At 73.3% G+C, this 25,693-nt stretch carries 22 protein-coding genes; 12 read left to right on the forward strand and 10 right to left on the reverse strand.

The annotated features are described in order from the left end of the window. Positions 1–5 precede the first annotated feature (5 nt). A complete protein-coding gene (gene qcrC / locus FM110_RS03480) occupies positions 6–806 on the reverse strand; it encodes a cytochrome bc1 complex diheme cytochrome c subunit (protein WP_087102702.1) in 801 nt (266 codons plus the stop codon). 85 nt (positions 807–891) lie between these two features. Beyond that, entirely contained in the window at positions 892–1,581 is a 690-nt protein-coding gene (gene ctaE / locus FM110_RS03485) for an aa3-type cytochrome oxidase subunit III (RefSeq protein ID WP_087102704.1), read from the reverse strand. A 213-nt stretch (positions 1,582–1,794) separates the two neighbouring features. On the opposite strand from ctaE, the gene trpD reads away from it, so the two are divergent. Beyond that, positions 1,795–2,910 carry an anthranilate phosphoribosyltransferase gene (trpD, locus tag FM110_RS03490; RefSeq protein WP_087102706.1) on the forward strand — a complete coding sequence of 372 codons (1,116 nt, stop codon included), beginning with the start codon at positions 1,795–1,797 and terminating at the stop codon, positions 2,908–2,910. Positions 2,911–2,971: 61 nt separating this feature from the next. On the opposite strand, the gene FM110_RS03495 is transcribed toward trpD, so the two are convergent. From FM110_RS03495 to FM110_RS03505, 3 genes are all read right to left on the reverse strand, one after another. Then, the gene (locus tag FM110_RS03495) at positions 2,972–3,262 is read right to left on the reverse strand and encodes an Lrp/AsnC family transcriptional regulator (protein ID WP_087102708.1); all 291 of its coding nucleotides are present in this window, start codon (positions 3,260–3,262) and stop codon (positions 2,972–2,974) included. Between the two features lie 101 nt (positions 3,263–3,363). Then, entirely contained in the window at positions 3,364–5,046 is a 1,683-nt protein-coding gene (locus tag FM110_RS03500) for a DEDD exonuclease domain-containing protein (RefSeq protein ID WP_087102710.1), read from the reverse strand. A gap of 116 nt (positions 5,047–5,162) precedes the next feature. After that, a complete protein-coding gene (locus FM110_RS03505) occupies positions 5,163–6,971 on the reverse strand; it encodes an AMP-dependent synthetase/ligase (protein WP_087102712.1) in 1,809 nt (602 codons plus the stop codon). A 225-nt stretch (positions 6,972–7,196) separates the two neighbouring features. Here FM110_RS03505 and FM110_RS03510 point away from each other — a divergent pair, with 225 nt between their 5' ends. Further along, positions 7,197–8,144, forward strand: a complete 948-nt coding sequence (locus FM110_RS03510; RefSeq protein ID WP_087102714.1) for an ROK family protein — start codon at positions 7,197–7,199, stop codon at positions 8,142–8,144. Positions 8,145–8,172: 28 nt separating this feature from the next. Here the strand turns inward: FM110_RS03510 and FM110_RS03515 are convergent, their stop codons facing one another. After that, positions 8,173–8,955 (reverse strand): alpha/beta hydrolase, encoded by a 783-nt coding sequence (locus FM110_RS03515; RefSeq protein WP_087102716.1) that lies wholly within the window; start codon positions 8,953–8,955, stop codon positions 8,173–8,175. 113 nt (positions 8,956–9,068) lie between these two features. On the opposite strand from FM110_RS03515, the gene FM110_RS03520 reads away from it, so the two are divergent. Together FM110_RS03520 and FM110_RS03525 are read left to right on the forward strand one after the other, a co-directional pair. Continuing rightward, entirely contained in the window at positions 9,069–9,791 is a 723-nt protein-coding gene (locus tag FM110_RS03520) for a lysophospholipid acyltransferase family protein (RefSeq protein ID WP_087102718.1), read from the forward strand. 83 nt (positions 9,792–9,874) lie between these two features. Next, positions 9,875–11,263, forward strand: a complete 1,389-nt coding sequence (locus FM110_RS03525) for a class II 3-deoxy-7-phosphoheptulonate synthase (RefSeq protein WP_159457964.1) — start codon at positions 9,875–9,877, stop codon at positions 11,261–11,263. Positions 11,264–11,269: 6 nt separating this feature from the next. Here FM110_RS03525 and pknB read toward each other — a convergent pair whose 3' ends face one another. Next, the gene (gene pknB, locus FM110_RS03530; RefSeq protein ID WP_087102722.1) at positions 11,270–13,336 is read right to left on the reverse strand and encodes a Stk1 family PASTA domain-containing Ser/Thr kinase; all 2,067 of its coding nucleotides are present in this window, start codon (positions 13,334–13,336) and stop codon (positions 11,270–11,272) included. Positions 13,337–13,476: 140 nt separating this feature from the next. Between pknB and FM110_RS03535 the strand changes: the two genes are divergently transcribed. After that, entirely contained in the window at positions 13,477–13,830 is a 354-nt protein-coding gene (locus FM110_RS03535) for an Rv2175c family DNA-binding protein (protein WP_087102724.1), read from the forward strand. Between the two features lie 120 nt (positions 13,831–13,950). Here the strand turns inward: FM110_RS03535 and FM110_RS03540 are convergent, their stop codons facing one another. Beyond that, a complete protein-coding gene (locus FM110_RS03540; protein WP_087102726.1) occupies positions 13,951–15,075 on the reverse strand; it encodes a polyprenyl synthetase family protein in 1,125 nt (374 codons plus the stop codon). Positions 15,076–15,224: 149 nt separating this feature from the next. Here FM110_RS03540 and FM110_RS03545 point away from each other — a divergent pair, with 149 nt between their 5' ends. The 4 genes from FM110_RS03545 (at position 15,225) to FM110_RS03560 (ending at position 19,712) form a co-directional block, all read left to right on the forward strand. Continuing rightward, complete coding sequence (locus FM110_RS03545) at positions 15,225–16,406, forward strand: hypothetical protein (protein ID WP_087102727.1); 1,182 nt, start codon at positions 15,225–15,227, stop codon at positions 16,404–16,406. 42 nt (positions 16,407–16,448) lie between these two features. After that, positions 16,449–17,684: a homoserine O-acetyltransferase MetX gene (metX, locus tag FM110_RS03550; RefSeq protein WP_087102729.1), complete on the forward strand. Its 1,236-nt coding sequence runs from the start codon at positions 16,449–16,451 to the stop codon at positions 17,682–17,684. Continuing rightward, positions 17,681–18,082 carry a universal stress protein gene (locus tag FM110_RS03555; RefSeq protein WP_087102731.1) on the forward strand — a complete coding sequence of 134 codons (402 nt, stop codon included), beginning with the start codon at positions 17,681–17,683 and terminating at the stop codon, positions 18,080–18,082. The genes metX and FM110_RS03555 overlap by 4 nt, the downstream gene beginning before the upstream one ends. Before the next feature lie 244 nt (positions 18,083–18,326). Continuing rightward, positions 18,327–19,712, forward strand: coding sequence for an RNA polymerase sigma factor (locus tag FM110_RS03560; RefSeq protein ID WP_087102732.1), 1,386 nt, complete (start codon positions 18,327–18,329; stop codon positions 19,710–19,712). Between the two features lie 172 nt (positions 19,713–19,884). Here the strand turns inward: FM110_RS03560 and FM110_RS03565 are convergent, their stop codons facing one another. Beyond that, a complete protein-coding gene (locus FM110_RS03565) occupies positions 19,885–20,106 on the reverse strand; it encodes a DUF7455 domain-containing protein (RefSeq protein WP_087102734.1) in 222 nt (73 codons plus the stop codon). A 341-nt stretch (positions 20,107–20,447) separates the two neighbouring features. Between FM110_RS03565 and FM110_RS03570 the strand changes: the two genes are divergently transcribed. From FM110_RS03570 to FM110_RS03580, 3 genes are all read left to right on the forward strand, one after another. Then, positions 20,448–22,559, forward strand: coding sequence for a DNA gyrase/topoisomerase IV subunit B (locus FM110_RS03570; RefSeq protein WP_407641022.1), 2,112 nt, complete (start codon positions 20,448–20,450; stop codon positions 22,557–22,559). Between the two features lie 210 nt (positions 22,560–22,769). Then, positions 22,770–23,555: an imidazole glycerol phosphate synthase subunit HisF gene (gene hisF, locus FM110_RS03575; RefSeq protein WP_087102736.1), complete on the forward strand. Its 786-nt coding sequence runs from the start codon at positions 22,770–22,772 to the stop codon at positions 23,553–23,555. 158 nt (positions 23,556–23,713) lie between these two features. Continuing rightward, on the forward strand, positions 23,714–24,622 hold the full coding sequence (locus tag FM110_RS03580) for a metallophosphoesterase (RefSeq protein WP_143276236.1): 909 nt from the start codon (positions 23,714–23,716) through the stop codon (positions 24,620–24,622). Positions 24,623–24,812: 190 nt separating this feature from the next. Here the strand turns inward: FM110_RS03580 and FM110_RS03585 are convergent, their stop codons facing one another. Then, positions 24,813–25,673 (reverse strand): D-hexose-6-phosphate mutarotase, encoded by an 861-nt coding sequence (locus FM110_RS03585; RefSeq protein ID WP_087102740.1) that lies wholly within the window; start codon positions 25,671–25,673, stop codon positions 24,813–24,815. Positions 25,674–25,693: the final 20 nt, after the last annotated feature.

The raw sequence follows: 25,693 nt of genomic DNA on the forward strand, positions 1-25,693 counted from the left end.
CGTGCTCACTTGGCCTTCGCCCCCAGCCAGACCGCGGTGCCCATGAGCAGCGCGAGGATGATGGTCCAGGCGTACAGGCCCTCGGTGACCGGCCCCAGGGATCCCAGCGAGAGACCGCCGGGGGAGCCGTTCTCCTCGAGGGCGTCGAGGTAGGCGATCACGTCGCGCTTCTGCTCGGCGGAGATGTTGGAGTCGTTGAAGACGGGCATGTTCTGCGGCCCGGTCTCCATCGCCTCGTAGATGTGCTTGGGCTCCACGCCGGTCAGCGGCGGGGCGAACTTGCCGTGCGTGAGAGCGCCGCCGGCGCCGGCCGCGTTGTGGCACATGGCGCAGTTGATGCGGTAGATCTCGCCGCCCTCGACCGGATCGCCCTGGGCGGGATCGACGGCGTCAGCGGTGGGGATCGAGGGGCCGGGGCCGAGCGAGGCGACGTAGGCCGCGAGCTGCGCGGTCTGCTCCTCGTTCATCTGCGGCATCTTGCGCTGCGCCTGCGGGCCCGAGTTCTGCATCGGCATGCGGCCGGTGCCGACCTGGAAGTCGACCGCGGCGGCGCCCACGCCGATCAGCGACGGGCCGAGCGTGTTGCCGTCGGCGTCGGTCTGCCCCTGCCCGTTCGTGCCGTGGCAGGTCGCGCAGTTGGCGAGGAACAGCTGCTCGCCGGCGGCGATGTCCTCCTGCGAGGCGCCCTCGGCCTGGGCGGCGCGGGGCTGGAAGGCGGCGTAGACCCCGCCGGTCGCGACGAGCGCGAGCAGGAGGATCACGAGATACGCCATCGGGTGATGCCGGTGCTGGCTGAGAGCCTTCACGGGTCGGACCTCGATTCGTGGAGGGGGAGAGGGGCGGGGGCGGGAGGCGGGATCGGTGGCGAGCCGGCAGCGGCGCGCGGCCCGATCAGAAGAACGACCAGTTGAAGGGGACCGCGGAGTTGAAGATCGGGTCCATCAGGTAGACGACGAAGAACAGGCCGACCCAGACGACGTCCACGAAGTGCCAGTAGTAGGACACGCAGATCGCGGACACCGCCTCGTGGTAACCGAAGCTCTTGGCGCTGAACGCGCGGGCGAGCACGTACAGGAAGGCGATGAGACCGCCGATGACGTGGATGCCGTGGAAGCCGGTGGCCAGGTAGAAGATCGAGCCGAAGGGGTCGGACGACAGCGTCACGCCCGCGTGGACGAGCTCGGTGTACTCCAGCGCCTGGCCGGACACGAAGATCGCGCCCATGAAGAAGGTGAGGGTGTACCACTCGATGAGGCCCCACTTCCTCAGGTTCAGCAGCGAGCCCGTGCGCGCCTTGCGGCCCTCCTCGGCGGCGAAGACGCCGAACTGGCACGTGAACGAGCTGGCCACCAGGATCGCGGTGTTCGTCATCGCGAAGCCCAGCTTGAAGTGCTCGTGGTTCTCCGCGAACAGGCCGGGGACCATCGAGTGCAGGGTGAAGTACATCGCGAAGAGCGCGGCGAAGAACATCAGCTCGCTCGAGAGCCAGACGATCGTGCCGATCTGCGTCGCGTTGGGGCGGCTGACGGTGGGGGCGTGGGCCGCTCGCGGGGGCAGGGTCGCAGTAGTCACGTCACTCATTATGTCGTGTCGTCAGTTTGGATGGGGCCGGGACACGACACTCGGCTCCACCGGGTTGGGGGCGCGCCCCAGGGCCGGGACAGCATATCGGGTACGGCCAGCGCTTTCACCCCTCCTCCGCCGATCGGATGCCGCAGGTGTTTCTGACACGCGCGAGGCGGGCCGCCGCGGACGCTCACGCGACGTGCGCCGTTCCGGTGCGAGGATGGAGCCATGAGCTCGGATCCGCGCCCCCAGTCCGCCGCCTCCGCGAACCGTGCGTCCGTCCCGGACGCGCCCGCGCCGACCTGGCCCCGTCTCGTGCACCAGCTGGTGCGGGCAGAGGATCTGAGCGCCGCCGACGCCGCGTGGGCGATGCACGAGGTGATGGACGGGCAGGCGTCCGCCCTGCACCTGGCCTCCTTCCTGGTGGCCCTGGCCGCCAAGGGCGTCTCGCCGCAGGAGCTGGCCGGTCTCGCCGACGCGATGGTCGAGCACGCCGTCCCCCTCGAGGCGCCCGCCGGGGCCGTCGACATCGTGGGGACCGGCGGCGACCTCGCCCAGACGGTGAACATCTCGACGATGTCCTCGATCGTGATCGCCGCGGCCGGTCACCCCGTCGTCAAGCACGGCAACCGCGCCTCGACCTCCCGGTCGGGATCGGCCGATGTGCTCGAGGCGCTCGGCATCCGCCTGGACCTGCCGCCGCAGACCGTCCAGGAGATGGTGCACCGTACGGGCATCACCTTCTGCTTCGCCCAGGTGTTCCATCCGTCGATGCGCTACGCCGTCGAGGCCCGCAAGGGCGTCGGGATCCCCACCGTCTTCAACGTGCTGGGACCGATCACGAACCCCGGGCGCCCCGCCGCCTCGGCCGTCGGCGTCGCGGACCCGACCATGGCGCCGACCGTGGCCCAGGTGTTCGCCGGGCGCGGGACCTCGGCGCTCGTCTTCCGCGGTCAGGACGGGCTCGACGAGCTCACCGTGGCGGCGCCGTCGGACGTCTGGGAGGTGCGCGACGGGGAGGTGGCGCACCATGAGCTCGATCCCGAGGCGCTCCTCGGCGTCCCGCGCAGCCCGATCGACGCCCTGCGCGGCGGGACCGCGGAGGACAACGCCCAGGTGGCGCGCGACCTGTTCGACGGGGCGCACGGGCCGGTCCGCGATGCCGTGGCGCTCAACGCGGCCGCGGGCATCCACGCCGCGCGCGCCGCGTCCGCGGACCGATCGGACGGAGCCGCGTTCGAGGAGCGCTTCGCGGCGGCCCACGCGGAGGCGGTGCGGGTGCTCGACTCGGGGGCGCCGCGCGAGGTCCTCGAGCGCTGGTCGCGGGCCTCGCAGGACGCCTGAGCGGTGGGGCCGAGCGGGAGGGGCCGTCGGGGACGGCGGCCTGTCCCGATCGGGAAGGCGGTCAGCCGGCGGCGGGATCCTCGCCGAGCGAGAAGCCCTCGCCCAGGTCCCGCGCGGAGTACGCGGCGAAGGCGATGTTCGTGGTCGTGTCCAGCACGCCCTCGACCTTGCCGATGCGGTCGGCGATGACGCCCGCGAACTCCTCGTGACGGCGCACCGTGACGATCGCGACGAGGTCGACGTCGCCGGTGACGGAGTAGACGGTCTCGACGCCGGGGATGTCGGCGATCTCCTGCGCGACCTCCGGGATGCGGCTGCTGTCGACGATGATCGAGGCGAGGGCGGTGATCACGGGGCGGCTCCTGGGGTCGTGCGGCGGATGCGGCCCGCCGCTGCGGACCGCGCCTCCACCCTAGCGCGGCGGCGCGGCGCAGGCGCGGCCGTCCGGGGAGCTCAGGACCTCGGCGCGGATGCGGCGTAGCGCTGGGCGAGAGCCTCCGCGTCGAAGAGCGCCCGCACGCCCTGCGCCCACGTCCCCTCGACCAGCACGATCCGCACGTCGTCCTCCGCGAGCCAGCCCAGCAGCAGCTCCGCCTCCTGGTGGTACCCCTGGCACAGGGGAGCGGCATGCTCCGCCTCGCCTGTGCTCGTCGCGGCGAGGACCTGCGCGGCGGCGACCGGATCAGCGCCCGGCTCTGCGACGCTCGAGCCGGCGAAGCGCCCCGACCGCATCGCGAGCAGCTCCCACGAGCGGTGGCGCGATCCCGGACGGGGGACGGGGCGGGCCGCCACCAGCAGCGGGCAGGCCGCCAGAGCGCGCAGCCGGTCCGCCCGCCCGGCGGCCGCGAGGAACGTCTCCGCGGTCGCGCGCAGGCGACCGGCATCCTCGTAGCGCCCCTCCGCGGCGAGAGCCCGCATCCGCGCGGCGGCATGATCGAGGACCTCCCGCGGGTCCTCGCGCATCGCGCGGCGCATCCGGTCATGGTGGGAGACGGTCGGCCGGATCCGCTCGGCGCCCTCGAGCGAGGCTCCGCGTCCCATGATCGCGTCGGTGAGCAGCCCGCGCAGGGGCTCGACGTCGTGGCGGGAGCGCAGGGGACCGATGAGGGCGGAGCCGTCGTCCTCGCTGCGGGCCAGGCGCGCACCCCGCAGCCCCTCGCGCCCGGGCCCGAGCCGCAGCCACAGCGCCTTCTCCGGGCGCAGGCCGTGCCGGTTCGCGGGCGGCTGCTCGGCGGCGATGATCCGCAGCTCGCGCACGGCGGCCTCGATCGCCGTCGCGCAGACGATGGGACGGATCTCCCGGGCGCGCGGCAGCATGTCGAGCACGCGGCGCCGGGTCTCGGCGGCCGTGAAGTAGGTGCGCACACGGGTGCGCAGATCGCGGCTGGTGCCGACGTAGAGGACGGCCCCGTGCTCGTCGAGGAACTGGTACACGCCGGGGGCCGAGGGGATCGCATCGGCCAGGTGCCGCTGGCGCAGCTGGACGGCGCTGGCCCGGCGGTGGGCGCCGGCGAGGTCCTCGAGGGTGTCGAGGCCGCGCGGGGTGAGCCGCTCGATGATCGCGTGCAGCACGTCGACGGTCGCCCGGGCGTCGGAGAGGGCCCGGTGATCGGGCGACGTCGCGGCTCCCACATGCGCCGCGAGCGTGCCCAGGCGGTGGTCGCGGACCTCGTCGCGGCCGTAGGCCATGCGGGCCAGGCGCAGCGTGTCGAGCACCGTCGGCTCGGGCCAGGCGAGGTCCAGGCGCGCCGCCGCGGCCTTGAGGAACGCGATGTCGAAGCGGGCGTTGTGGGCCACGAGCGCGGCATCGTGGGCGAAGTCGAGGAACATCGGCAGGACGGTCGCGATGTCCGGCGCCCCGGCCACGGTCGCATCGGTGATGCCCGTGAGCGCGGCGATGTACGCGGGGATCGGGCGACGGGGGTCCACGAAGGTGCGGAACTCGCCGGTCACCTCCCCGCCGCGCACCCGGACCGCACCGATCTCGGTGATCGCGTCGTCGGTCGGGCTGGTGCCCGTCGTCTCGAGATCGACCACCACCAGCTCGGCCTCGGCGAGCGGGGTGCCCAGGTCCTCGAGCGAGAGCTGGCGGTGGCGATGGCGGGGCACGTGGGGGAGGGGGACGGCGGCGGGCATGGGCGTCAGGCTACGACCGGCCCCCGACGGACGAGGGCGGCCGAGGCGCGAAGGATGCACCGAGGCAGAGGTGCGGACCGGCGGGTTCTCGCTGCCGGGCCGTCGCTGCTCTCGGCTCAGGCCTGCGGGCGCGGGCCGGAGTACAGGCGCTCGATGACGTCGGAGAAGTCCTTGACCACGATGTTCCGCTTGAGCTTGAGCGACGGGGTGAGGTACCCGTTCTCCTCGGTGAAGTCGGTGTCGATGATCTCGAACTTGCGGATGGACTCCGCGCGGGAGACCGAGCGGTTGGCGTCGTCGATCGCGGCCTGCACCGCCGCGCGGACGGTCGCATCCTGCGCGGCCTCGGCGACGGACATCTCGCCCAGCCCGTGGTTCTTCAGCCACGCGGGCAGCATCTCCGCGTCGAGCGTGATGATCGCCGCCACGAACGGCTTCTGGTCGCCCACGACGATGCACTGGGCCACGAGCGGATGCGCGCGCACCTGGTCCTCGAGCTGCGCGGGCGCGACGTTCTTGCCGCCCGCGGTCACGATGAGCTCCTTGGAGCGACCGGTGATCGACAGGTAGCCGTCCTCGTCGAGGGAGCCCATGTCCCCGGTGCGGAACCAGCCGTCGCGGAGGGCGGCCGCCGTGGCCTCCTCGTTGCCGTGGTAGCCGCGGAAGACCATGACCCCCTTGACGAGGATCTCGCCGTCGTCGTCGATCGCGACGGAGCCTCCGGGCAGCGGGGGGCCGACGGTGCCGATCTTCACGTTCCACGGATTGTTGACGCCCACCGGGGCCGTGGTCTCGGTGAGGCCGTAGCCCTCGAGGATCGTGACGCCGATGCCGCGGAAGAAGTGCGCCAGACGCTCCCCGAGCGGCGCGCCCCCGGAGACCGCCCACGACACCTGCCCGCCCATGGTGGTGCGGAGCTTGGCGTAGACCAGGCGGTCGAAGAGCGCGTGCTTGGCGCGGACGGACAGCGGGATGCGGCCCTCGGAGATGCCGCGCGAGTAGGCGATCGCGGTCTCGGCGGCCTGGGCGAAGATCTTCTGCTTCCCCGATTCCGCGGCCTTCTGCTCGGCGCCGTTGTAGACCTTCTCGAAGACGCGCGGGACGGCGAGCAGGAAGGTGGGGCGGAACGTCTGCAGGTCCTCGAGGAGGGTCTTGGCGTTGGGCGTGAAGGCGATCGTCGTGGCCCAGCTGATCGTCGTCACCACGAGCATCCGTGCGAAGACGTGCGCCATCGGCAGGAACATGAGCATGCGCGAGCCCGGGGGGAGGACGGCCTCGCCGAGGAGGCCGACGGCGTTCCTCGCGGCGCCGATGAAGTTCGCGTGCGTGAGCTCGGCGCCCTTGGGGCGCCCGGTCGTCCCGGAGGTGTAGATGATCGTCGCGACGTCCTCGGCGCGGCGCGAGGAGCGCGCGGCCTCGAGGTCCTCGTCGGAGACGTCGGCGCCGGCGGCGCGGAGCTCGTCGAGGCCCCCGGCGTCCATGCACCAGACCTTCTCGATCGAGGGGACCTCGCCGCGGATCGACTCGACGTCCTCCGCATGGCGGCGGGACTCGACGATCGCGAAGCGGGCGCCCGCGTCCCCGACGATCCACTGGATCTGGGAGGGGGAGGACGTCTCGTACACCGGGACCGAGGTGCCGCCGGCGAACCAGATCGCCCAGTCGACGAGGGTCCACTCGTAGCTGGTGCGGGACATGATCGCGACGACGTCCCCGCTGCGCAGACCGGCGGCCAGCAGGCCCTTGGCCAGGGCGCGCACCTGCTCGAGGAACTCCGCGGTGCTCAGCGGCGTCCAGCCGCCGTGCCCGTCCGCGCGCTCGAGCAGCGGGATGTCGCCGTGGTCGCGCAGGCGGCCCAGCAGGAGATCAATGGTGTTCTCGTGCTCGGCGACGGTGGCGATGGCGGCGGTGGAGAACTGCTTCACGACGGACTCCTCGGGTCGGGACCTGGGCGCGTCGGGCGGGGATCGGCGCGCGCCGCCCGGGGGCGATGGCGGACGCGGCGGGGTCCGACGACGGTGCAGGCCATCCTACGGCGCGTGCCGCCTCGTTCCCGCCTAGCATGGACCGCGGGGGCATGCGCGTCGTCGCGGCCCTGGGGCGCAGCCACGTCGAGCGAGAGGGTCCGTGCGGCCCGAGGAAGGATCGGGATGCTGTCCATCGGGATCGACATCGGGGGGACGAAGATCGCGGCCGGGGTGGTCGACGAAGAGGGGCGGATCATCGCGCAGGCGCAGCGCCGCACGCCCGCCCAGGACCCCGATCTCCTCGAGCAGGCCGTCGCCGATGCGGTGCGCGATCTGCGCGAGCGCCATCCCGTGGTCGCCGTCGGCATCGGCGCGGCGGGCTTCGTCGGCGCGGACCGCCGGACCGTCGTCTTCGCCGCGAACCTGAACTGGCGCGACCGGCCCCTGGCCGCGAACGTCGAGGCCCTCGTCGATCTGCCGGTCGTGGTGGAGAACGACGCGAACGCCGCGGGCTGGGCCGAGTTCCGCTTCGGACCGGCCGCCGACGCCTCGAACATGCTGATGATGACGGTCGGCACGGGCCTGGGCGGCGCGATCGTCGTCGACGGGCGCCTGCTGCGCGGCGCCGGCGGCTTCGCCGGCGAGATCGCGCATATGACGGCCGTGCCCGACGGTCAGTGGTGCGGCTGCGGCAATCGCGGCTGCCTCGAGCAGTACACGGCCGGTACGGCGCTCGTGCGCTCGGTGCGCGCGGCGGCCTCGACGGGCGATCCGCTGCTGGCTCCGATGCTGGCGGCCGCCGGCGGCGATGTCGAGGCGATCGACGGCCCGCTCGTGACGGAGCTCGCGACCGCCGGGGACCCCGGGGCGCGCCGCCATCTGGCCGAGCTGGGCTCGTGGCTCGGATTCGGGGCCGCGAGCATCGCCGCCGTCCTGGACCCGGAGATCATCGTCATCGGCGGCGGCGTGTCCGAGGCGGGCGATCTGCTGCTCGGTCCGGCGCAGGACCGCTTCGCCGCGGCGCTCACCGCCCGCGCCCATCGCCGTCTGGCCCCGTTCAAGCAGGCCTCCTTCGGCAATCGCGCGGGGATGATCGGCGCGGCCGATCTGGCCCGCACCGACGACGCCTGACGCCGCGTCCAGTCCTCAGGCGCCGGCGTCAGGCGCCAGGCGTCGGCGCCTGGGGCGCCATGACGCGGTCGAGGAACGCGGAGGCGGTCTCGAACAGCAGTGGAGCGTCGTGGTCGAGCGTGGCCACGTGGAAGCTCTCGCGCAGTGGGAGGCGCTCGACCGGTCCGCTGACCCGCTCGGCCACGAGATCGCTGCACCGCGGGTCGACCACGTGGTCCACGGTCGAGGTCGCGAGCAGGACCGGGCACCGCACGTCGCCGAGGCGGTGCCGCACCTCGCGCTGCAGGCGCCGGAGCTGCTCGACGCCGCGCACCGGCGTCCGCTCATAGGCCTCCTCGAGCGCGCCGCTGCGGGTGTCCGCGCCGATCGCCCCGACGGAGGCGACGACGTGCTGCAGGACGGGCACGGCCAGGTGCTGGGCGCGGGGGAGCGCGAGCGCGGGATTGACCAGCACGAGGGCGGCGATCCCCGGGGCCAGGTCCGGGTCCTCGGCGAGCGCGAGGGCGAGCGCCCCGCCCATCGAGAGCCCGCCGACGACGATGCGGCCGTGCCGGGAGATGAGGTCGCGGGCCTCGGCGGCCAGCGCCGCCGTCCACGCCGAGCGATCGGTGACGGCGAGGTCGCGCCACGTGGTCCCGTGGCCGGGCAGCAGCGGGATCGACACCTCCCATCCGCGCCGTGCCTGATGCTCGCCCCACGGCCGCATGCTCTGCGGGGTGCCGGTGAAGCCGTGGCACAGGAGCAGGGCGCCGGGGGCATCGGCGCTACGATGGCGGGCGCGCCAGGCGCGGGAGCTCTCGCTGAAGGGCATGCCGCATGCTCCCATCGCCGGGGCGCGGCGGCCACCCCGTCCGCGTCCGGCGCCTCAGCAGCCGTCCGCCCCTCCGCCGTCGAGCCCCGGAGGGACCCGCCCGGAGGAGCACCGTGCTCTACAACGTCTTCAAGCCGATCGTCGTCCTGATCCTGCGCCTCGTCTGGCGCCCCGCGATCGAGGGCGCCGAGCGGATCCCCGATCGCGGCGCCGTGATCCTCGCCTCCAACCACGTGTCCGGCGCGGATACCGTCTTCATGCCGGCGCAGGTGCGCCGCACGGTGCGCTTCCTGGCCAAGTCCGACTTCTACAGCGGCGGCTCCCGCATGAACCGCGTGCTGGGCCTGTTCCTGCGCAGCATCGGCGTCATGCCGGTCAACCGCAGCGGCGGCGCCGCCTCCCGCACCGCGATCGCGGCGGGCCTGACGGTGCTCGAGCGCGGCGAGGTGCTCGGGATCTACCCGGAGGGGACGCGCAGCCCAGACGGCCGTCTCTACCGGGGCAGGACCGGAGCCGCGCGCATGGCGCTGGAGTCCGGCTGCCCGATCATCCCGATCGCGATGCTCGGCGCCTATGAGGCCCAGAAGGGCCGCACGTTCCTGCCGCGTCGGCGACCGCGGATCCGGGTCCTCGTCGGCGAGCCGATCGACGCGCGCGCCGCCGTCGCTCAGATGGAGGCGGTCAGCGAGGGCGAGCGGCTGCGGGCGCTGACCGATCGGGTCATGGACGCCATCGCCGCGATGTCCGGCCAGGAGCAGGTGCCCGAGTACGCCTCCGATGCCAAGCGCCGCCTGCGGGCCGAGAGCGCCGCGAAGGACGCCGGAAGCGCCGCCTGACGGCCCGGCCGCGGCCGTGCCCGCGCATCGGACGCGCGGGCCCGCGGGCGCGGTCGATCGCCTACCCTGGCCCCGTGAACCCTCTGCGCGCCTCCTCCCACGTCCTCGAGCACGACTTCTCGCTGTCCGCCTCCGCGGCCGAGCTGGACTCGCTCGCGGCCTGGCGCGAGCGCCCGCGCATCCAGCAGCCCACGTGGCCCGACGAGGACGCGCGCGCGACCGTGGCCGAGCGCCTGCGCCAGGCCCCGCCGCTCGTGTTCGCCGGCGAGGTGGACCAGCTCGCGGACCGCGTGGCCTCCGCCGCGCGGGGCGAGGCGTTCGTCCTCATGGGCGGCGACTGCGCCGAGACCTTCGCGGACTCGACCGCGGACCGGATCCGCAACAAGATCCGCACGATCCTGCAGATGTCCGCGGTCCTCACCTACGGCGCCTCGATGCCCGTGGTCAAGATGGGGCGCATGGCCGGGCAGTTCGCCAAGCCGCGGTCGGGCGACACCGAGACCCGTGACGGCGTGACGCTGCCCAGCTACCGCGGCGACGGCGTCAACGGCTTCGAGTTCACCGAGGCCTCCCGCCTGCCCGATCCCGAGCGGCTGTGGCGCATGTACACCACCAGCGCGTCGACGCTGAACCTCATGCGCGCCTTCACGACGGGCGGCTTCGCGGATCTGCGCGAGGTCCACGCCTGGAACCAGGGCTTCATCGCCGGCCCGGAGTACGCGCGCTACGAGTCCCTCGCCCGCGACATCGACCGCGCGGTCCGCTTCATGGCCGCCTGCGGCTACGACTTCGAGGCCCTGCGCTCGGTAGAGTTCTACGCCGCGCACGAGGGACTGCTGCTCGACTACGAGGAGGCGCTCAGCCGCATCGACTCGCGCACCGGGCAGGTCTACGACTGCTCGGGCCACTTCCTGTGGATCGGCGAGCGCACCCGGCAGCTCGACGGCGCGCACGTGGAGTTCCTGGCGAAGGTCTCCAACCCGATCGGCGTGAAGCTGGGGCCGACGGCGACGGTCGAGGACGCGCTCGCGCTCATCGATGTCCTCGACCCCGAGCGCCGTCCGGGCCGCCTGACCTTCATCACCCGGATGGGCGCCGACCGGATCCGGGACGCGCTACCGCCGCTGGTCGAGGGGGTGCGGGACGCCGGGGCCGAGGTCGCGTGGGTGACCGACCCGATGCACGGCAACACGATCACGTCCTCCAACGGCTACAAGACCCGGCGCTTCGAGGACATCCTCGACGAGGTCGTCGGCTTCTTCGAGGTGCACGAGGGGCTCGGCACGATCCCGGCGGGTCTGCACATGGAGCTCACCGGCGACGACGTCACCGAGGTCCTGGGCGGTGTCGGCGAGATCGACGAGATCGGGCTGGAGCGCCGCTACGAGACCCTCGTGGACCCGCGGCTGAACCACCGGCAGTCCCTCGAGCTCGCCTTCCTGGTCGCCGAGCGGCTCTCGCGCCGCGCCTGAGGCGGCTCAGAACACCGAGATGGTGATGGTCGAGCCCTTCCCGGCCTGCGAGCCGCCGGCGAGCGACTGCTGGTAGACCTGCCCGAACACGGGCTCGCCCTTGTCGTGCGCCACCTCGACGACGAAGCCGGCGTTCTGCAACGTCGTGACCGCGTCGGCCTCGGGCATCTTGAACACGTCGGGGACGGCCACCATCTCGGGCCCCTGGGACACGACGACGTCGATCGTGGCGCCGCGACGGGCCGTGCCCCCGGCGGGGTCCTGGGAGATCACAGAGCCTGCGGGCACGGTCAGCGAGTACGCCTGCGAGGTCTTGACGAGGAACCCCTGGTCCTTCAGGGCCGCCACGGCGTCGGCCTCGGCGCGGCCGGTCGTGTCGGGCACCGAGATGGGCCGCGGGCCGCGCGAGACGACCACGTGGACCTCGCCCCCGGCGGGCAGGGCATCGGCCTCGGCGGACTGCGAGACGATCGCGCCCTCGGGCACCTTCTCGTCGTAGACGCGCTCGTCCTCGACCAGCACGAGCCCCGCGCCCTCGACGGCGGCCCGGGCCTCGTCGACGGTCTTGCCCTGGACGCCCGGGACCGGGAACGTCTGCACGCCGCGCGAGACGAGGAGGGTGACCGCATCCCCCCGCTTGAGCTCGCTGCCCGGCGTCGGGGTGGAGCCGATGACGTGGCCTGCGGGCACGGTGTCGGAGTACGTCTCGCGGGTCTCGGCGGTCAGATTGGCGCCCTCGAGCGCGGCCTCCGCGTCGGACAGGGTCGTGCCGGCGACGACGGGGACCGTGCGATCGCCGCCGGGGCCCTCGGTGCCGTACCAGCGGAACCCGGCCCAGGCGCCGCCGAGCACGAGAGCGAGAGCCGCGGCGACGGCCAGAGCGCGCAGGGCGAACGAGCGGCGGGCAGCGCCTCGGCCCAGGTGGCGACCGCTGCGCGGGCGGGGCGGACGCACCGCCACGAGGCGCAGCGAGGCATCCTCATCGGGCTCTGCGGGCTCTGCTGCCGCCGAGGCGCTCCGAGGCGAGGAGCCGTCGTGCCCGGACCCGGGGGCGTTGGCCGCGGCGGGCTCAGCGGGCGCGGCGGCATCGGCTGCGGGTACGGCACCGGTCGGGAAGATCCGCGGGCCGGAGTCGTGGTCGAGGGCGTCCTCCGGCATCGGGGAGGTCAGCAGCGGCACGTCCTGGGTGCTGCGGGCGGTCGTCGGGCGGGCGTCCTGGACGGAGGCGGGCAGATGGTCCGACAGCTCGACGAGCGCGCGCAGGAGCTCATCGGCCGACGCCGGGCGCGAGGCGGCTGATCGCGCGCAGCACCAGGTGACGAGCGAGTCGAGCTCGCGCGGCACGGTGGGGACCAGGCTCGAGGGCGCCGGGATGTCCTCGTGGACGTGCTGGAAGGCGACGTGGACGGGCTGCTCGCCCGTGAAGGGCTGGCACCCCGTGAGCATCTCGAACAGGACGATGCCGAAGGAGTACAGATCGCTGCGCTCGTCGCAGTGCCCGCGCATCACCACCTCGGGGCTCACATACGCGACCGTGCCCAGCAGCATCCCCGTGGCAGACGCCGAGGCGGCGCCGATCGCGCGCGCGAGCCCGAAGTCCGTGACCTTCACGCGCCCGTCGGAGGCCAGCAGGATGTTCTCCGGCTTGATGTCGCGGTGCACGATGCCCGCCTCGTGGGCGGCGCGCAGGGCGCGCGCGACGGGGATCGCGATCGCGAGCGCGCGCCGGACCGTGAGCGGCCCCCGCCGCAGCTCCTCGCGGAGCGTCCCCCCGTCGATCAGCTCCATCGCGAGGTAGGCGTGGTCGCCGTCCTCGCCGTGGTCGTAGACCGCCACCACGTCGGGGTGGGTCAGGCGCGCCGCGGCGCGGGCCTCCCGGGTGAAGCGCGAGCGGAACTGGGGGTCGGAGGCGAGGTGCGGGTGCATGAGCTTGAGCGCGACCGTGCGCTCGAGCCGCTCGTCGTGCCCGCGATGGACCGAGGCCATGCCGCCGCGCGCGACGAGCTCCTCGACGCGATAGCGACCGTCGAGGAGCTGGCCGAGATCGGGGGAAGCGATCGACGCCGGGCTCACACGGGGAGTGTAGGTCGGGGCGCTGGTGCGGGCCTGGACAGACACGCGCGAGGGCCGGGGTGAGGCACATCGCGCTCCGGGCGGGCTCGTCGTGCGCGCCGCGGGCGCAGGACCGCCGGACCGCGTGGCACCCTGGTGGGGTGAGCACTGTGGATGAACTGGTCGGCGAGTGGCTGACCCTGCCCGATGCGGCCGAGCTGCTGGACGTCGAGACCTCCCGGGTGCGGCGCCTGATCGACGAGCACAAGCTCCTGGCGGTCCGGCGCGGGGACCCGGTGGTGCGCTCGGTGCCCGCGGCGATGATCCTCGACGGCGAGGTCGTCCCGCATTTGCCCGGCACGATCACCGTCCTGCGCGACGCCGGATTCGCCGACGAGGAGATGCTGACCTGGCTGTTCACGGCCGATGACACCCTGCCGGGGCGCCCGATCGACCAGCTCCGCGCGGGCCAGCGCGGCGAGGTCCGGCGCCGCGCGCAGGCCATGGCGTTCTGACGGCGGGCTGACTGCCCGCAGCGATCGCCGCGCGCCCCGGGACGGATGCGCGGTGGTCCGTGCCGTGCGCGCACGGCTCAGCCCGCTGTCGGCTCGCGGTCTGCGCAGACCGCAGTCGTGTCAGTCCGCGGTCGGCCCCAGCTCGAGCCCCGCGAGATCGGTCGTCGCCCGCGCGAGGTCGATGAGCGCCGCCCGCGCCTGATCGGTGATGCCCGACAGCGCCGAGACGGTCCCCACCGCGGCGTCGGCGTCCTCGCGCACGCGCCGCGCGACCTCCGCGATCGCGCCGGTGCCGCGGAGGACCGCGCGGACCGCGGCCACATCCTCGGGCGAGGCGTCGTCGGCGCCGACAGTCCGCGCCAGCACCTCGCGCTGCCGGTAGTCGGCGCGCTCCTGCGCGACGGCGAGCAGGAGGGTGCGCTTGCCCTCGGCGATGTCGCTGCTCGCCGACTTCCCCGTCGCCGCCTCGTCGCCGATCACGCCCAGCAGGTCATCGCGCAGCTGGAAGCCTCGGCCCACCGCCTCCGCGTACCGGGACAGGCCCTCCAGGAGCGCGTCGTCGGCGCCGAGGAGCGCGGCGCCCAGGCGCAGGGGGCGCAGGACGGTGTAGGGGACGGTCTTCCACCGGATCACGGCGAGCGCCGCGTCCTTCTCGAGGGCCTGCGAGACGAACCCGCCTGCCTGGTGGAGGATGTCGAGGTACTGGCCGGCCATGACCTCCGAGCACAGCAGGTCGTACTCGCGCCGCGCCGCCGGGACGCTGGCGAGCACCTCGGCGGCCAGCGCGTTCGCCCACGTGAGCGCGAGATCCCCCAGGACGACCGCGACGGCGGCACCGTGCTCCTCGCTCGAGCCGACCAGTGCCCGGGCGCGGTGGTCGTCGGCGGCGGCGACGTGGACGGCGGGGCGTCCGCGGCGCGTGGGGGAGTGGTCGATGAGGTCGTCGTGGACGAGGGCGGCCGCCTGCACCAGCTCGATGGCCGCCCCGAGGGTCGCCAGGCGTTCGCGCTCGGCCTGATCGGGCACGCGCACGGCGGCGCCGCCCCAGAAGCAGAAGCGCGGGCGCAGCAGCTTCCCGCCCTCGAGGAAGGTCGAGAGCACGCCGGCGAGCGAGGCGACCTCCGGTGCGATCGCCCGGAGCTCCTCGCGCCGCTCCGCCAGCGTCACCCGCAGGATCCGCGCGACGTCGTCGGCGAGGTCGGCGTCCTCGCGCGGAGGGAGGGCGGGCGCGGACGACGAGGACATGGATGCTCCTGGGGACAGCTGAGGGGACAGCGCGAAGGGGACAGTGCGGAGGGGCGGCGCCGGTTCCGGCGTTCCTCCCCACTCAGACGTTATCCCCATCGAGCGCGTGCATGTGGTCGCGCCGGGCGGGGCCGACGAGCATCGTGCCCATGGCACACCGACGAACACGCCCCGCCCCGCACCCGCCTCGCACGCTGTGCACCCACGACCCCGCCGAGATCCTCGTGCATGCGAGCCTCCTCCTGGGAGAGCCGGCGCGGGACTCCCTCCTGCTCATCGGCGTGCGGCCGGATTCGAGCACCGCCCTGTCGGTGCGCGCCGATCTGCCCGAGGCCCCGGGGGCGTCCTGGGATCTCATGATCGGACGGGTCCTCGAGCCGCTCGCCTCCAGCGGCGCCCGTCGGGCGGCGGGTGCGGTGATCCTCGGCGACGGTCGCGATCACATCCCGGCCGGGCGCGTCGAGGAGCTCGGCATCCCCAGCGCGGCGCGCGTCCTCGAGATCGCGGCGGGCGGGAACGGACCCGCCGTGCTGATCGGCGAGGTGTGGGTCATCGCGGCGGGCCGGGCGCGCCGCGTCCGGCTCCGGGGCGATGGACCGGGCGATGGGCCCGCCGTCGAGGTGGAGGAGCCGATCGCGCTGGCCCCGGCCGACGCGACCCTCGCGGCGGTCGAGGCGGTCGCCGCCGGGGAGATGCTCCCGCGGCAGGGGCCGGACCCGGTGATCGGGGCCCTGCGAGCGGGACTCGCCGCGGGCGGCATCGCGGAACGGAGGATCGCCATGCCCCGCCCCGGGATCGAGAGCGTCTGGAGGGCTGCGCTCGAGGCCCTCGCCGTCCTGGGCGACGAGCCCTCCAATGCGCCTCCCGAGGCGCTCATGACGGCGTGTGAACGTGTCCGCGAGCTCGTCGGCGACCTCGCATCGGTCCACCGCCGCGACGAGCTCCTCGCCCTCGTGACCGGGAGGGGACAGGGGCTCGGCCGGATCTCCTCGGAGCGCGCGATCGACGTCATGACGCGCTCCGCCCGGCGTCCTCACGAGAGCGTCATCGCAGGTGGTGCCTGGTATGAGGCGCTGCGGCGGATCGAGGCGGCGACCCGTCCCGCACCCGGGGCGGAGGCGGCGGCCCCTCCGGCCCGGATGGTGAGCGGCTGGGCGTCAACCGCCTGTCTGCTCTCCCTCCTGGCGTGGTGGAACCACCGCTTCGCGACGGCCGGGACGCTCGTCGGGACGGTCCTGGAGCACCGGCCCGATCACTCTCTGGCACGATTGGCGCTCGTCATGGCCACGCATCCGGTCAGACCGGGGTGGAGCCCCGGGCCGTCGACCTGATCGGTGCCGGCCGCCGGAGCGAGCAGTGCAGGAGGGGAAGCGATGTCCGCCTCGTCCCCGCTGCCCGTGTCCGGGGCCTGGCGCCCCGGTGATGCGCCGGGACGTCGGCGCTTCTGCGACCTCGGCGACCTCCTGCTTGAGAGCGGCATCACGCTGCCTGAGGTGCGTTTGGCCTACGAGACGTGGGGGGAGCTCGCCCCGGACGCCTCCAACGCCGTGCTCGTGCTCCATGCGCTCACCGGGGACTCCCACGTCCGCGGCCCCGCCGAGGACGGCCACCCGACCGCCGGATGGTGGGACCACCTCGTCGGCCCCGGCCTGCCGATCGACACAGACCGCTGGTTCGTCATCGCCCCCAACGTCCTGGGCGGCTGCCAGGGCAGCACAGGGCCGGCCTCCGATGCGCCCGATGGTCGGCGATGGGGGAGCCGCTTCCCCCACGTGTCGGTGCGCGACCAGGTCGAGGCCGAGCTCGCCCTCGCGCAGCGGCTCGGGATCGACGGCTGGGCCCTCGTGATCGGCGGCTCGATGGGCGGCATGCGGGCCCTCGAATGGGCGGTCGGCCATCCCGACCGCGTCGACCGCCTCGCCGTCATCGCCAGCGGAGCCGCGGCCTCCGCCGACCAGATCGCCTGGTCGAGCGCGCAGGCCGCCGCGATCCGCTCTTGCGACGGCTTCGCGGGCGGCGACTACTACGACGCCCCCGACGGCCGCGGGCCCCAGAAGGGCCTCGGCGTCGCCCGTCGGATCGCGCACACGACCTACCGGACGGCCGAGGAGCTCGCCGACCGCTTCGACAACCGCCGCCGGGCCGAGCCCGACGGCCGCTACGAGGTCTCCAGCTACCTGGATCACCACGCCGACAAGCTGATCCGCCGCTTCGACGCCAACTCCTACCTCGTCCTGACGGCGGCGATGGACGGCCACGACGTCGGCCGCGACCGCGGCGGCATCGCGGCCGCGCTCGCGCGGGTGACGGCGCGGACGCTCGTCGTCGGCGTCGACACGGACCGCCTCTTCCCGCTGTCGATGAGCGAGCGCATCGCCGAGGGCATCGACGACGCGCGCTTCCATGTGATCCACTCCGTCTTCGGCCACGACGGCTTCCTCGTGGACTCCCCGGCGCTCGCCGACTGGATCCGGGACCTCCTGGGTGGTCGCTCCGGTCGGCAGAGCGCTAGGGTCGTAGCGGTCTCCGCAGCCGCGGGGTGCTCGGATCCTGCCCGTCGCCAGGAGCACGCGGACGCACACTCCGCGGAACTGAAGAGGTCCCCATGAGCGTCGTCGTCGCCTACTCCCCGTCGGAGCAGGGCCGTGCCGCACTGCGGGCCGGTGCGGCGCAGGCCCGATCGCGCCGCGCCCCCCTGGTGGTCGCCTCGCACTCCTTCATCGACAGCGGGAAGGGGCGCACGACGGCGGACGAGGACGAGCTGCGCGCCGAGCTCGCGGCCCTCGACGAGGCCCCCGCGGACGTGCGGCTGCGCGCCAGCGCCGATCCCGACGTCGGCGCCTTCCTGCTCCAGGTCATCGAGGCCGAGGAGGCCGAGCTGCTGGTGATCGGCCTGCGGGGGAAGTCCCGCATCGGGAAGCTGCATCTGGGCGCGACCGCCCGGCGCGTGGTGCTCGCCAGCCCCTGCCCGGTGCTCGCGGTCAAGGAGGACCACGCCGCGGCGTGACCTGCGCTGCGGCTCCGCGGCGTGACCTGGGGATCCGGCTCCGCGATCCGGTGCGGAACCGTCGCTCGGGCCTCCTGCGGACGCGCCGCGGGGAATATCCGGGGCGCTCCGACGTTATAATTGTGGAGTTCGCCGCCGGACCCCTCAGCTCATCGACGCATCTGTGCGCGGAGCACCATGCCCTGGAGCGGTCGAGCCGATCTCCGACCACCCATCGCCCCGAGCACGACGGACCGCCCCTTGCGTGCGGTCAGCCGGAAGAAGGAACTGCGTGACTGCCTCCCCGAAGACTGCGACCACCACGACCGCGGCCAAGCGCGCCGCGGCCAAGAAGCCCGCCGCCGCGAAGACGACGGCGGCCAAGACCACCGCCGCGAAGGCGACCGCCGCCAAGACCGCGGACGACGCGGCCGTCGAGACGACGGAGGCCGTGGAGTCGGAGCAGAGCGCTCCGGTTGCGAAGGCCCCCGCCAAGAAGGCCCCCGCGAAGACGGCGGCCGCCAAGAAGCCCGCGGCGAAGAAGCCTGCCGCGAAGCGCACCTCCTCCAAGGCGGCGAAGGCCTCCGAGGCCGCGGAGGCCCCCGAGGAGATCGACGAGGACGCCGAGGCGACCCCCTCGGAGGACGAGACCGCCAAGGCGGAGACCGAGAGCTCCGGCGGCTTCGTCGTGACCGCCGCCGAGGACGACTCCCCGGCGCAGCAGGTCGTCACCGCTGGCGCGACCGCCGACCCGGTCAAGGACTACCTCAAGCAGATCGGCAAGGTCGCGCTGCTGAACGCGGCCCAGGAGGTCGAGCTCGCCGAGCGCATCGAGGCGGGCCTGTACGCCGAGCAGAAGCTCAAGGCGGACGAGTCGATGCGCAAGACCAAGGCCGGTCGCGAGCTCGCGATCATCGCCGAGGACGGCCGCGCGGCCAAGGACCACCTGCTCGAGGCGAACCTCCGCCTCGTCGTCTCCCTCGCCAAGCGCTACACGGGCCGCGGCATGCTGTTCCTGGACCTCATCCAGGAGGGCAACCTCGGTCTGATCCGTGCGGTCGAGAAGTTCGACTACACCAAGGGCTACAAGTTCTCGACCTACGCGACGTGGTGGATCCGCCAGGCCATCACCCGCGCCATGGCCGACCAGGCCCGCACCATCCGCATCCCCGTCCACATGGTCGAGGTCATCAACAAGCTCGCGCGCGTCCAGCGACAGATGCTGCAGGACCTGGGCCGCGAGCCCACGCCCGAGGAGCTCGCCAAGGAGCTCGACATGACCCCGGAGAAGGTCGTCGAGGTCCAGAAGTACGGTCGCGAGCCGATCTCCCTGCACACCCCGCTGGGCGAGGACGGCGACAGCGAGTTCGGCGACCTCATCGAGGACTCCGAGGCCGTGGTCCCGGCCGACGCTGTGAGCTTCACGCTCCTGCAGGAGCAGCTGCACTCGGTGCTCGACACGCTCTCCGAGCGCGAGGCCGGGGTCGTCGCGATGCGCTTCGGCCTCGAGGACGGCCAGCCCAAGACGCTGGACGAGATCGGCAAGGTCTACGGCGTGACCCGTGAGCGGATCCGCCAGATCGAGTCGAAGACGATGAGCAAGCTGCGCCACCCCTCGCGCTCGCAGGTGCTGCGGGACTACCTGGACTGACACGCACGGCATCACCCGAGACAGCACGAGGGCCCCGTACCGATCCGATCGGTACGGGGCCCTCGCGGTTGCGGACTCGCGCCGCGGATGGCTCAGCCCGCAACAGGCGGACTCCGCGGCGAGGTCAGTGCGCCATGAGCCCAGTTCGCGGTGAGTTCAGTCCGCGGTGAGCTCAGTCCGCGGCGGGCTCGGGACGCCGATGCAGGCGATCGGTCTCGTCGATCACCTCGGACGCGAGCGGCGCCAGCGCATCCGCGTTGGCCCGGGAGTGGTGGGCGCAGAAGAGGAGCTCGCCGCCAGCGGTCAGCACGTACTTGACGTACGCCTGAGCGTTGCAGCGATCGCAGCGGTCGTGCGCGGTCAGTCGAGGTGCGTCGAGCGTCGTGGTGTTCATACCCGCCATTCAAACAGAGGGGAGCGACGCACGAGGCGACCGGGGGCACAGGTTCGCTCACCGCGCAACGTGTCGATGGGGCAAGGCAGGCCCGGAGGACAGATGCCCGCGGCTCCCGCCCTCTGCTCCCGCCCGCTGCGATGGTGCGCCCTGGCGTTCCCCGGTCGGAACGTCAGGGCGCCGAACGCGATGCAGATGTGCGCGGGGACGGGGAGCCCTGCGCTGCTGGGGGACCCCGAAGCCGTACGCGGCAGGGGCGAGGACGGGCACGGCGCACGGTCCGCCGCTGCGTGCGGACGACGTCCGCCGCGCCGCCCGGTCGGCCCCGTAGAATCACATCCGTGTCATCCTCCGCTGCCTCCGCATACGACGCCCGCCATCTGCAGGTCCTCGAGGGCCTCGAGGCGGTGCGCAAGCGCCCCGGCATGTACATCGGCTCGACGGACTCCCGCGGCCTCATGCACTGCCTGTGGGAGATCCTGGACAACTCCGTCGACGAGGCGCTGGGCGGATACGGCTCCTCGATCCGCGTCGAGCTGCACGAGGACGGCTCCGTCGAGGTCCGCGACACCGGGCGCGGCGTGCCCGTGGACGTCGAGCCCCGCACCGGGTTGACCGGCGTCGAGGTCGTCTACACCAAGCTGCACGCGGGCGGGAAGTTCGGCGGCGGCTCCTACGCGGCCTCCGGCGGCCTCCACGGCGTCGGCGCCTCCGTGGTCAACGCGCTGTCCTCGCGCCTGGACGTCGAGGTCGACCGCGCCTCCAAGACCTATGCGATGTCCTTCCAGCGCGGCGTCCCCGGCGTGTTCGCCGACGGACCCGACGGCCCCTCGCCCGACGCCCCCTTCACCCCGGCCTCCGGCCCCGCCGAGCTGCGCGTCGTCGGCAAGGCCAAGCGCGGCGTGACCGGAACCCGTGTGCGCTACTGGGCCGATCCGCAGATCTTCGTCAAGGGCTCCCACTTCGCGATCGACGAGCTCACGCGGCGTGCCCGCCAGACCGCCTTCCTCGTCCCCGGCCTCGAGATCACCGTCGCGGACCGCCGCCCCGAGCGCCTGCCCGAGGCGAAGGAGGAGGTCTCCTACCGCTACGACGGCGGCATCGCCGAGTTCGTCGAGTTCCTCGCGAGCGACGAGAGGATCACCGACGTGATCCGCCTGTCCGGCACGGGGGAGTACACCGAGACCATTCCCGTCCTCGACGGCAAGGGCCACATGGTCTCCAAGGACGTGGACCGCACGTGCGACGTGGACATCGCGCTGCGCTGGGGCGCGGACTACGAGACCACCCTGCGCTCCTTCGTGAACATCGTCGCCACGCCCAAGGGCGGCACCCACGTGACCGGCTTCGAGCAGGCGCTGCTGAAGACCCTCCGCAAGCAGGTCGAGAACCAGGCCCGGCGCCTGAAGTTCAACGCCAAGAACGAGAAGATCGAGAAGGACGACACCCTCGCCGGGCTCACGGTCGTCGTCACGGTCCGTCTCGAGGAGCCCCAGTTCGAGGGCCAGACCAAGGAGGTCCTCGGCACGCCCGCGGTGCGCCAGATCGTCTCCAAGGTGGTCGAGCAGGAGCTCACCGCGTTCCTCACCTCCACCAAGAAGGGGGAGAAGGAGCAGGCGGCCCTCGTCCTCGACAAGGTGGTCTCCGAGATGCGCGCCCGCATCGCGGCCCGCATGCACAAGGAGGTCTCGCGGCGCAAGAACGCGCTCGAGTCCTCGACCATGCCCACCAAGCTCGCCGACTGCCGCTCGACCGACATCGGGCGCTCGGAGCTGTTCATCGTCGAGGGCGACAGCGCCCTGGGCACCGCCAAGCACGCCCGCAACTCCGAATTCCAGGCGCTGCTGCCGATCCGCGGCAAGATCCTCAACGTGCAGAAGGCGTCCATCACGGACATGCTCAAGAACGCCGAGTGCGGGTCGATCATCCAGGTGCTCGGCGCCGGCAGCGGCCGCACCTTCGACCTCGAGGCCGCGCGCTACGGGAAGATCATCATGATGAGCGACGCCGACGTCGACGGCGCACACATCCGGACCCTGCTGCTGACGCTGTTCCACCGCTACATGCGCCCGATGCTCGAGGCCGGGCGCATCTACGCCGCCGTCCCGCCGCTGCACCGCGTCGAGATCATCCACGGCGGCTCCAAGAAGAACGAGTTCGTCTACACCTACTCCGAGGCCGAGCTGAACCGCCTGCTCAAGAACCTCGAGCGCCGCGGCAAGCGCTACAAGGAGCCGATCCAGCGCTACAAGGGCCTGGGCGAGATGGACGCCGACCAGCTGGCCGACACGACGATGGACCCGCGCCACCGCACCCTGCGGCGGGTGCGCATCGAGGACGCCGAGGCGGCCGCCACGATGTTCGAGCTGCTCATGGGCTCCGAGGTCGCCCCGCGCAAGCAGTTCATCATCGAGGGGGCCGACGAGCTGGACGCCGAGCGCATCGACGCCTGACGACGGGACGTGCGGCACGTGCCCGAGCCGGTGCTGAGCGGACCCGGCACGGGACAGCGCCGGCACGATCCGGCACGGGATGATCCCGACGCTGAGCTGACGCGACACGGACCCGACATCGACGACTCGCGGACCTGGCGCTGAGCTGGCCGACCGGTCGGACGGCGGTCATCGGCTCCGGTCCGTCCCCGGGTCTGGAATCATGGGTCCATGAGCCTCGCCGTCCGTGTGATCCCCTGCCTCGACGTCGACGCCGGCCGCGTGGTCAAGGGCGTCAACTTCCGCGACCTGCGCGACGCGGGAGAACCGGTCGAGCTCGCCGCGCGGTACGACGCGATGGGGGCCGACGAGCTCACCTTCCTCGACGTCACCGCCTCCTCCGGCGGCCGCGCGACGATGATCGACGTGGTTCGCGCCGCCGCCGAGCAGATCTTCATCCCGCTGACCGTCGGCGGCGGAGTGCGCAGCGTCGAGGACGTCGACCAGCTGCTGCGCGCCGGGGCCGACAAGGTGGGCGTGAACACGGCGGCGATCGCCCGCCCGCAGCTCGTGGCGGAGATCGCCGAGCGCTTCGGCAACCAGGTGCTCGTGCTGTCGATCGACGCGCGCCGGGTCACGGACGACACCCCGGACTGTCCGGCCCGCTCGGGCAGCGGCTTCGAGGTGACCACGCACGGCGGGCGCCGCGGCACCGGCATCGACGCGATCGCCTGGATCGAGGAGGTGACGCGCCTCGGCGCCGGGGAGATCCTCCTGAACTCGATGGACGCCGACGGCACGAAGGACGGCTTCGACCTTGAGCTGATCCGCGCCGCCCGCGCGGCGACGAGCGCCCCGCTCATCGCCTCCGGCGGCGCAGGCGCGGCCGAGGACTTCCCGCCCGCGGTCCGCGCGGGCGCGGACGCCGTGCTGGCGGCCTCCGTCTTCCACTTCGGCACGCTGAGCGTCGCCGACGTGAAGGCGGCCCTCGCCGCCGACGGGCTGCCCGTCCGGTGAGGGATTCCGGCGCTCGACCCGCACCGGGTCTCTCCCGCACACCGGGTCTCTCCCGGACGCCTGAGCTCTCCCGCATGACCGGGACCGCCCGCGCGTCGAGGCTCTTCCGCGCCGCGGGAACCTCGCGCACGACGCCCGGCACCTCATGCGCCGCATCCATGAGCACGACCGCCCTGGGTATCGCCGCCGCGGCCATCGCCGGGGCCGCCCTGGCGGCGCTCGGCACCGTCGCGCTGGGAGAGCGGGACCTCGTGACGACCCGGATCCCGGTCTCGGTGCGCGACCTGCCGGAGCCCCTCGCGGGCCTGCGGATCGCCCAGATCTCCGACCTCCACGACACGCCCTTCGGCCCCGACGGACGCGACCTCGTGCGCGCCGTCGAGGCATCGCGCCCGGACCTCATCGCCTTCACGGGGGACATCCTCGACCGCGGCACGCAGCAGCTGATCGGTCTCGTCTCGCTCGCCCGCGCGCTGGTGCAGATCGCCCCGTGCGTCGCCGTCGCCGGGAACCACGAGGGCGGCACGACGCTGGGCCTGCCGCTCCTGCACGCTCTGGCCCGTGCCGGGGTGACGGTGCTGCGGGACGAGCAGATCTCGCTCGAGCTGCGCGGCGCGGAGGTGCGGATCGCGGGGGTCGACGACCCGCATCTGCACGGCGGACCGATCTCCCGCCCGTACCCGGTGGCGCTGGACGGGGAGCTCATGGCGCGCTCGCTCGAGCGCGCGGGGCTCGGCCGGGTCCAGACCTCCGCGCGCACCGCATCAGGTGACGGGGACGAGGGGCCGCTGATCCTCCTGGCGCACCGCCCCGAGCTGCTCGACGTCTACGTCGACCGCGGCATCGACCTGGTCCTCGCCGGGCACGCGCACGGCGGCCAGTGGCGCGTGCCGGGGATCGGCGGGCTGTACGCCCCCAACCAGGGTCCCTTCCCGCGCCTGACCGCCGGCGCCCATGTCCGGGGCCGGACCACGATGATCGTCAGCCGCGGCCTCAAGGTGCGCACTCTGCCGCCCCGCCTGAACAATCCGCCCGAGCTGGTCATCGCCGAGCTCGTCGCGGGCTGAGCCGCAATCAGCCGCCCCTGAGCCGCTCCGCGCGCGGCACCGCGCCGGTCCCGGCCCGACGCGCGCCCCTGTACCGCCCCTGTACCGCCCCTGGCCTGCTCTGACGCGCGCCTGATCCGCTGCGGGCCGGACCCGGGCTGGACAGGGCCGGGCGGCTCTGGGGACCAGGGTGCAGCAACAGCAGTGCGGATCAGGCGGGCTCCACCGTCAGCTCGACGCCGAGCGTGTGCTCCGCCCCCGGTTCCAGCTGCACGGCGCCGTCCTTGCAGGAGGCCGTCTCGACGCAGACGAATCCCGTCCACGCGTCGTCCGGGACATCGGCGATGCTCGCCGCCCCCTCATCCCAGGGGTTCCACACGACGGTGCGGGTCGAGCCCGTCGGCGTCTCGCGGATGCGGCGCCCGGCCCCGGGATCGAGGACGGCGACGGGATCGGACACCTCGTACACCCGGTCCGTCGCCGCCGTCAGGGACAGCGGCCCGTCCTGGATCCTCGGGGCGAAACCGTCGAGCCCGTCGAGGTACCGCGCGCCGTCGAAGCCCTCGAGCTCCGCGGCGCGGACATCGGAGACAGCGAGATACGTGTGCAGGGCGGCCTCGAGCTCGAGAGGCGCCGAGCCGGCCGTCACCGTCAGGTCGAGGCGAAGGCGCTCATCGACCGTGACCACGAGGCGGGCCCGGACGCCCTCGCCCGAGGGATCGGCACCGTCCAGGCGCAGCGTCACGATCGCGCGCTCGCCCTCGACCGCGCAGCTGTCGAGCTCCCAACGGGCCGTTCGCAGCCAGCCGTGCTTGGGGGAGGTGCGGCCGTCGCGCCCGGCACCGAACCAAGGGCCGATCAGCGGCACGCCGCCGCGGATCGCCGCGCCCTCGCCCTCGAGAGCCAGCGGGCTCATCCACAGCACGTCAGAGCCGCTCCGCGGGACCCAGCTCGTCACCTGGGCGCCGTCGAGGCGGATCACGGCGCGGGATGCGGGGACGCTCACCTCGATCGCCGGGGCGGCAGGGTCCTCGATCATCCGGATGCCTTCGGGCAGAGTGCGGTTCGTCATGGGGTGATCGTCCCACCGCG

It is taken from the genome of Brachybacterium nesterenkovii, assembly GCF_900163655.1.
Lineage (GTDB): Bacteria > Actinomycetota > Actinomycetes > Actinomycetales > Dermabacteraceae > Brachybacterium > Brachybacterium nesterenkovii.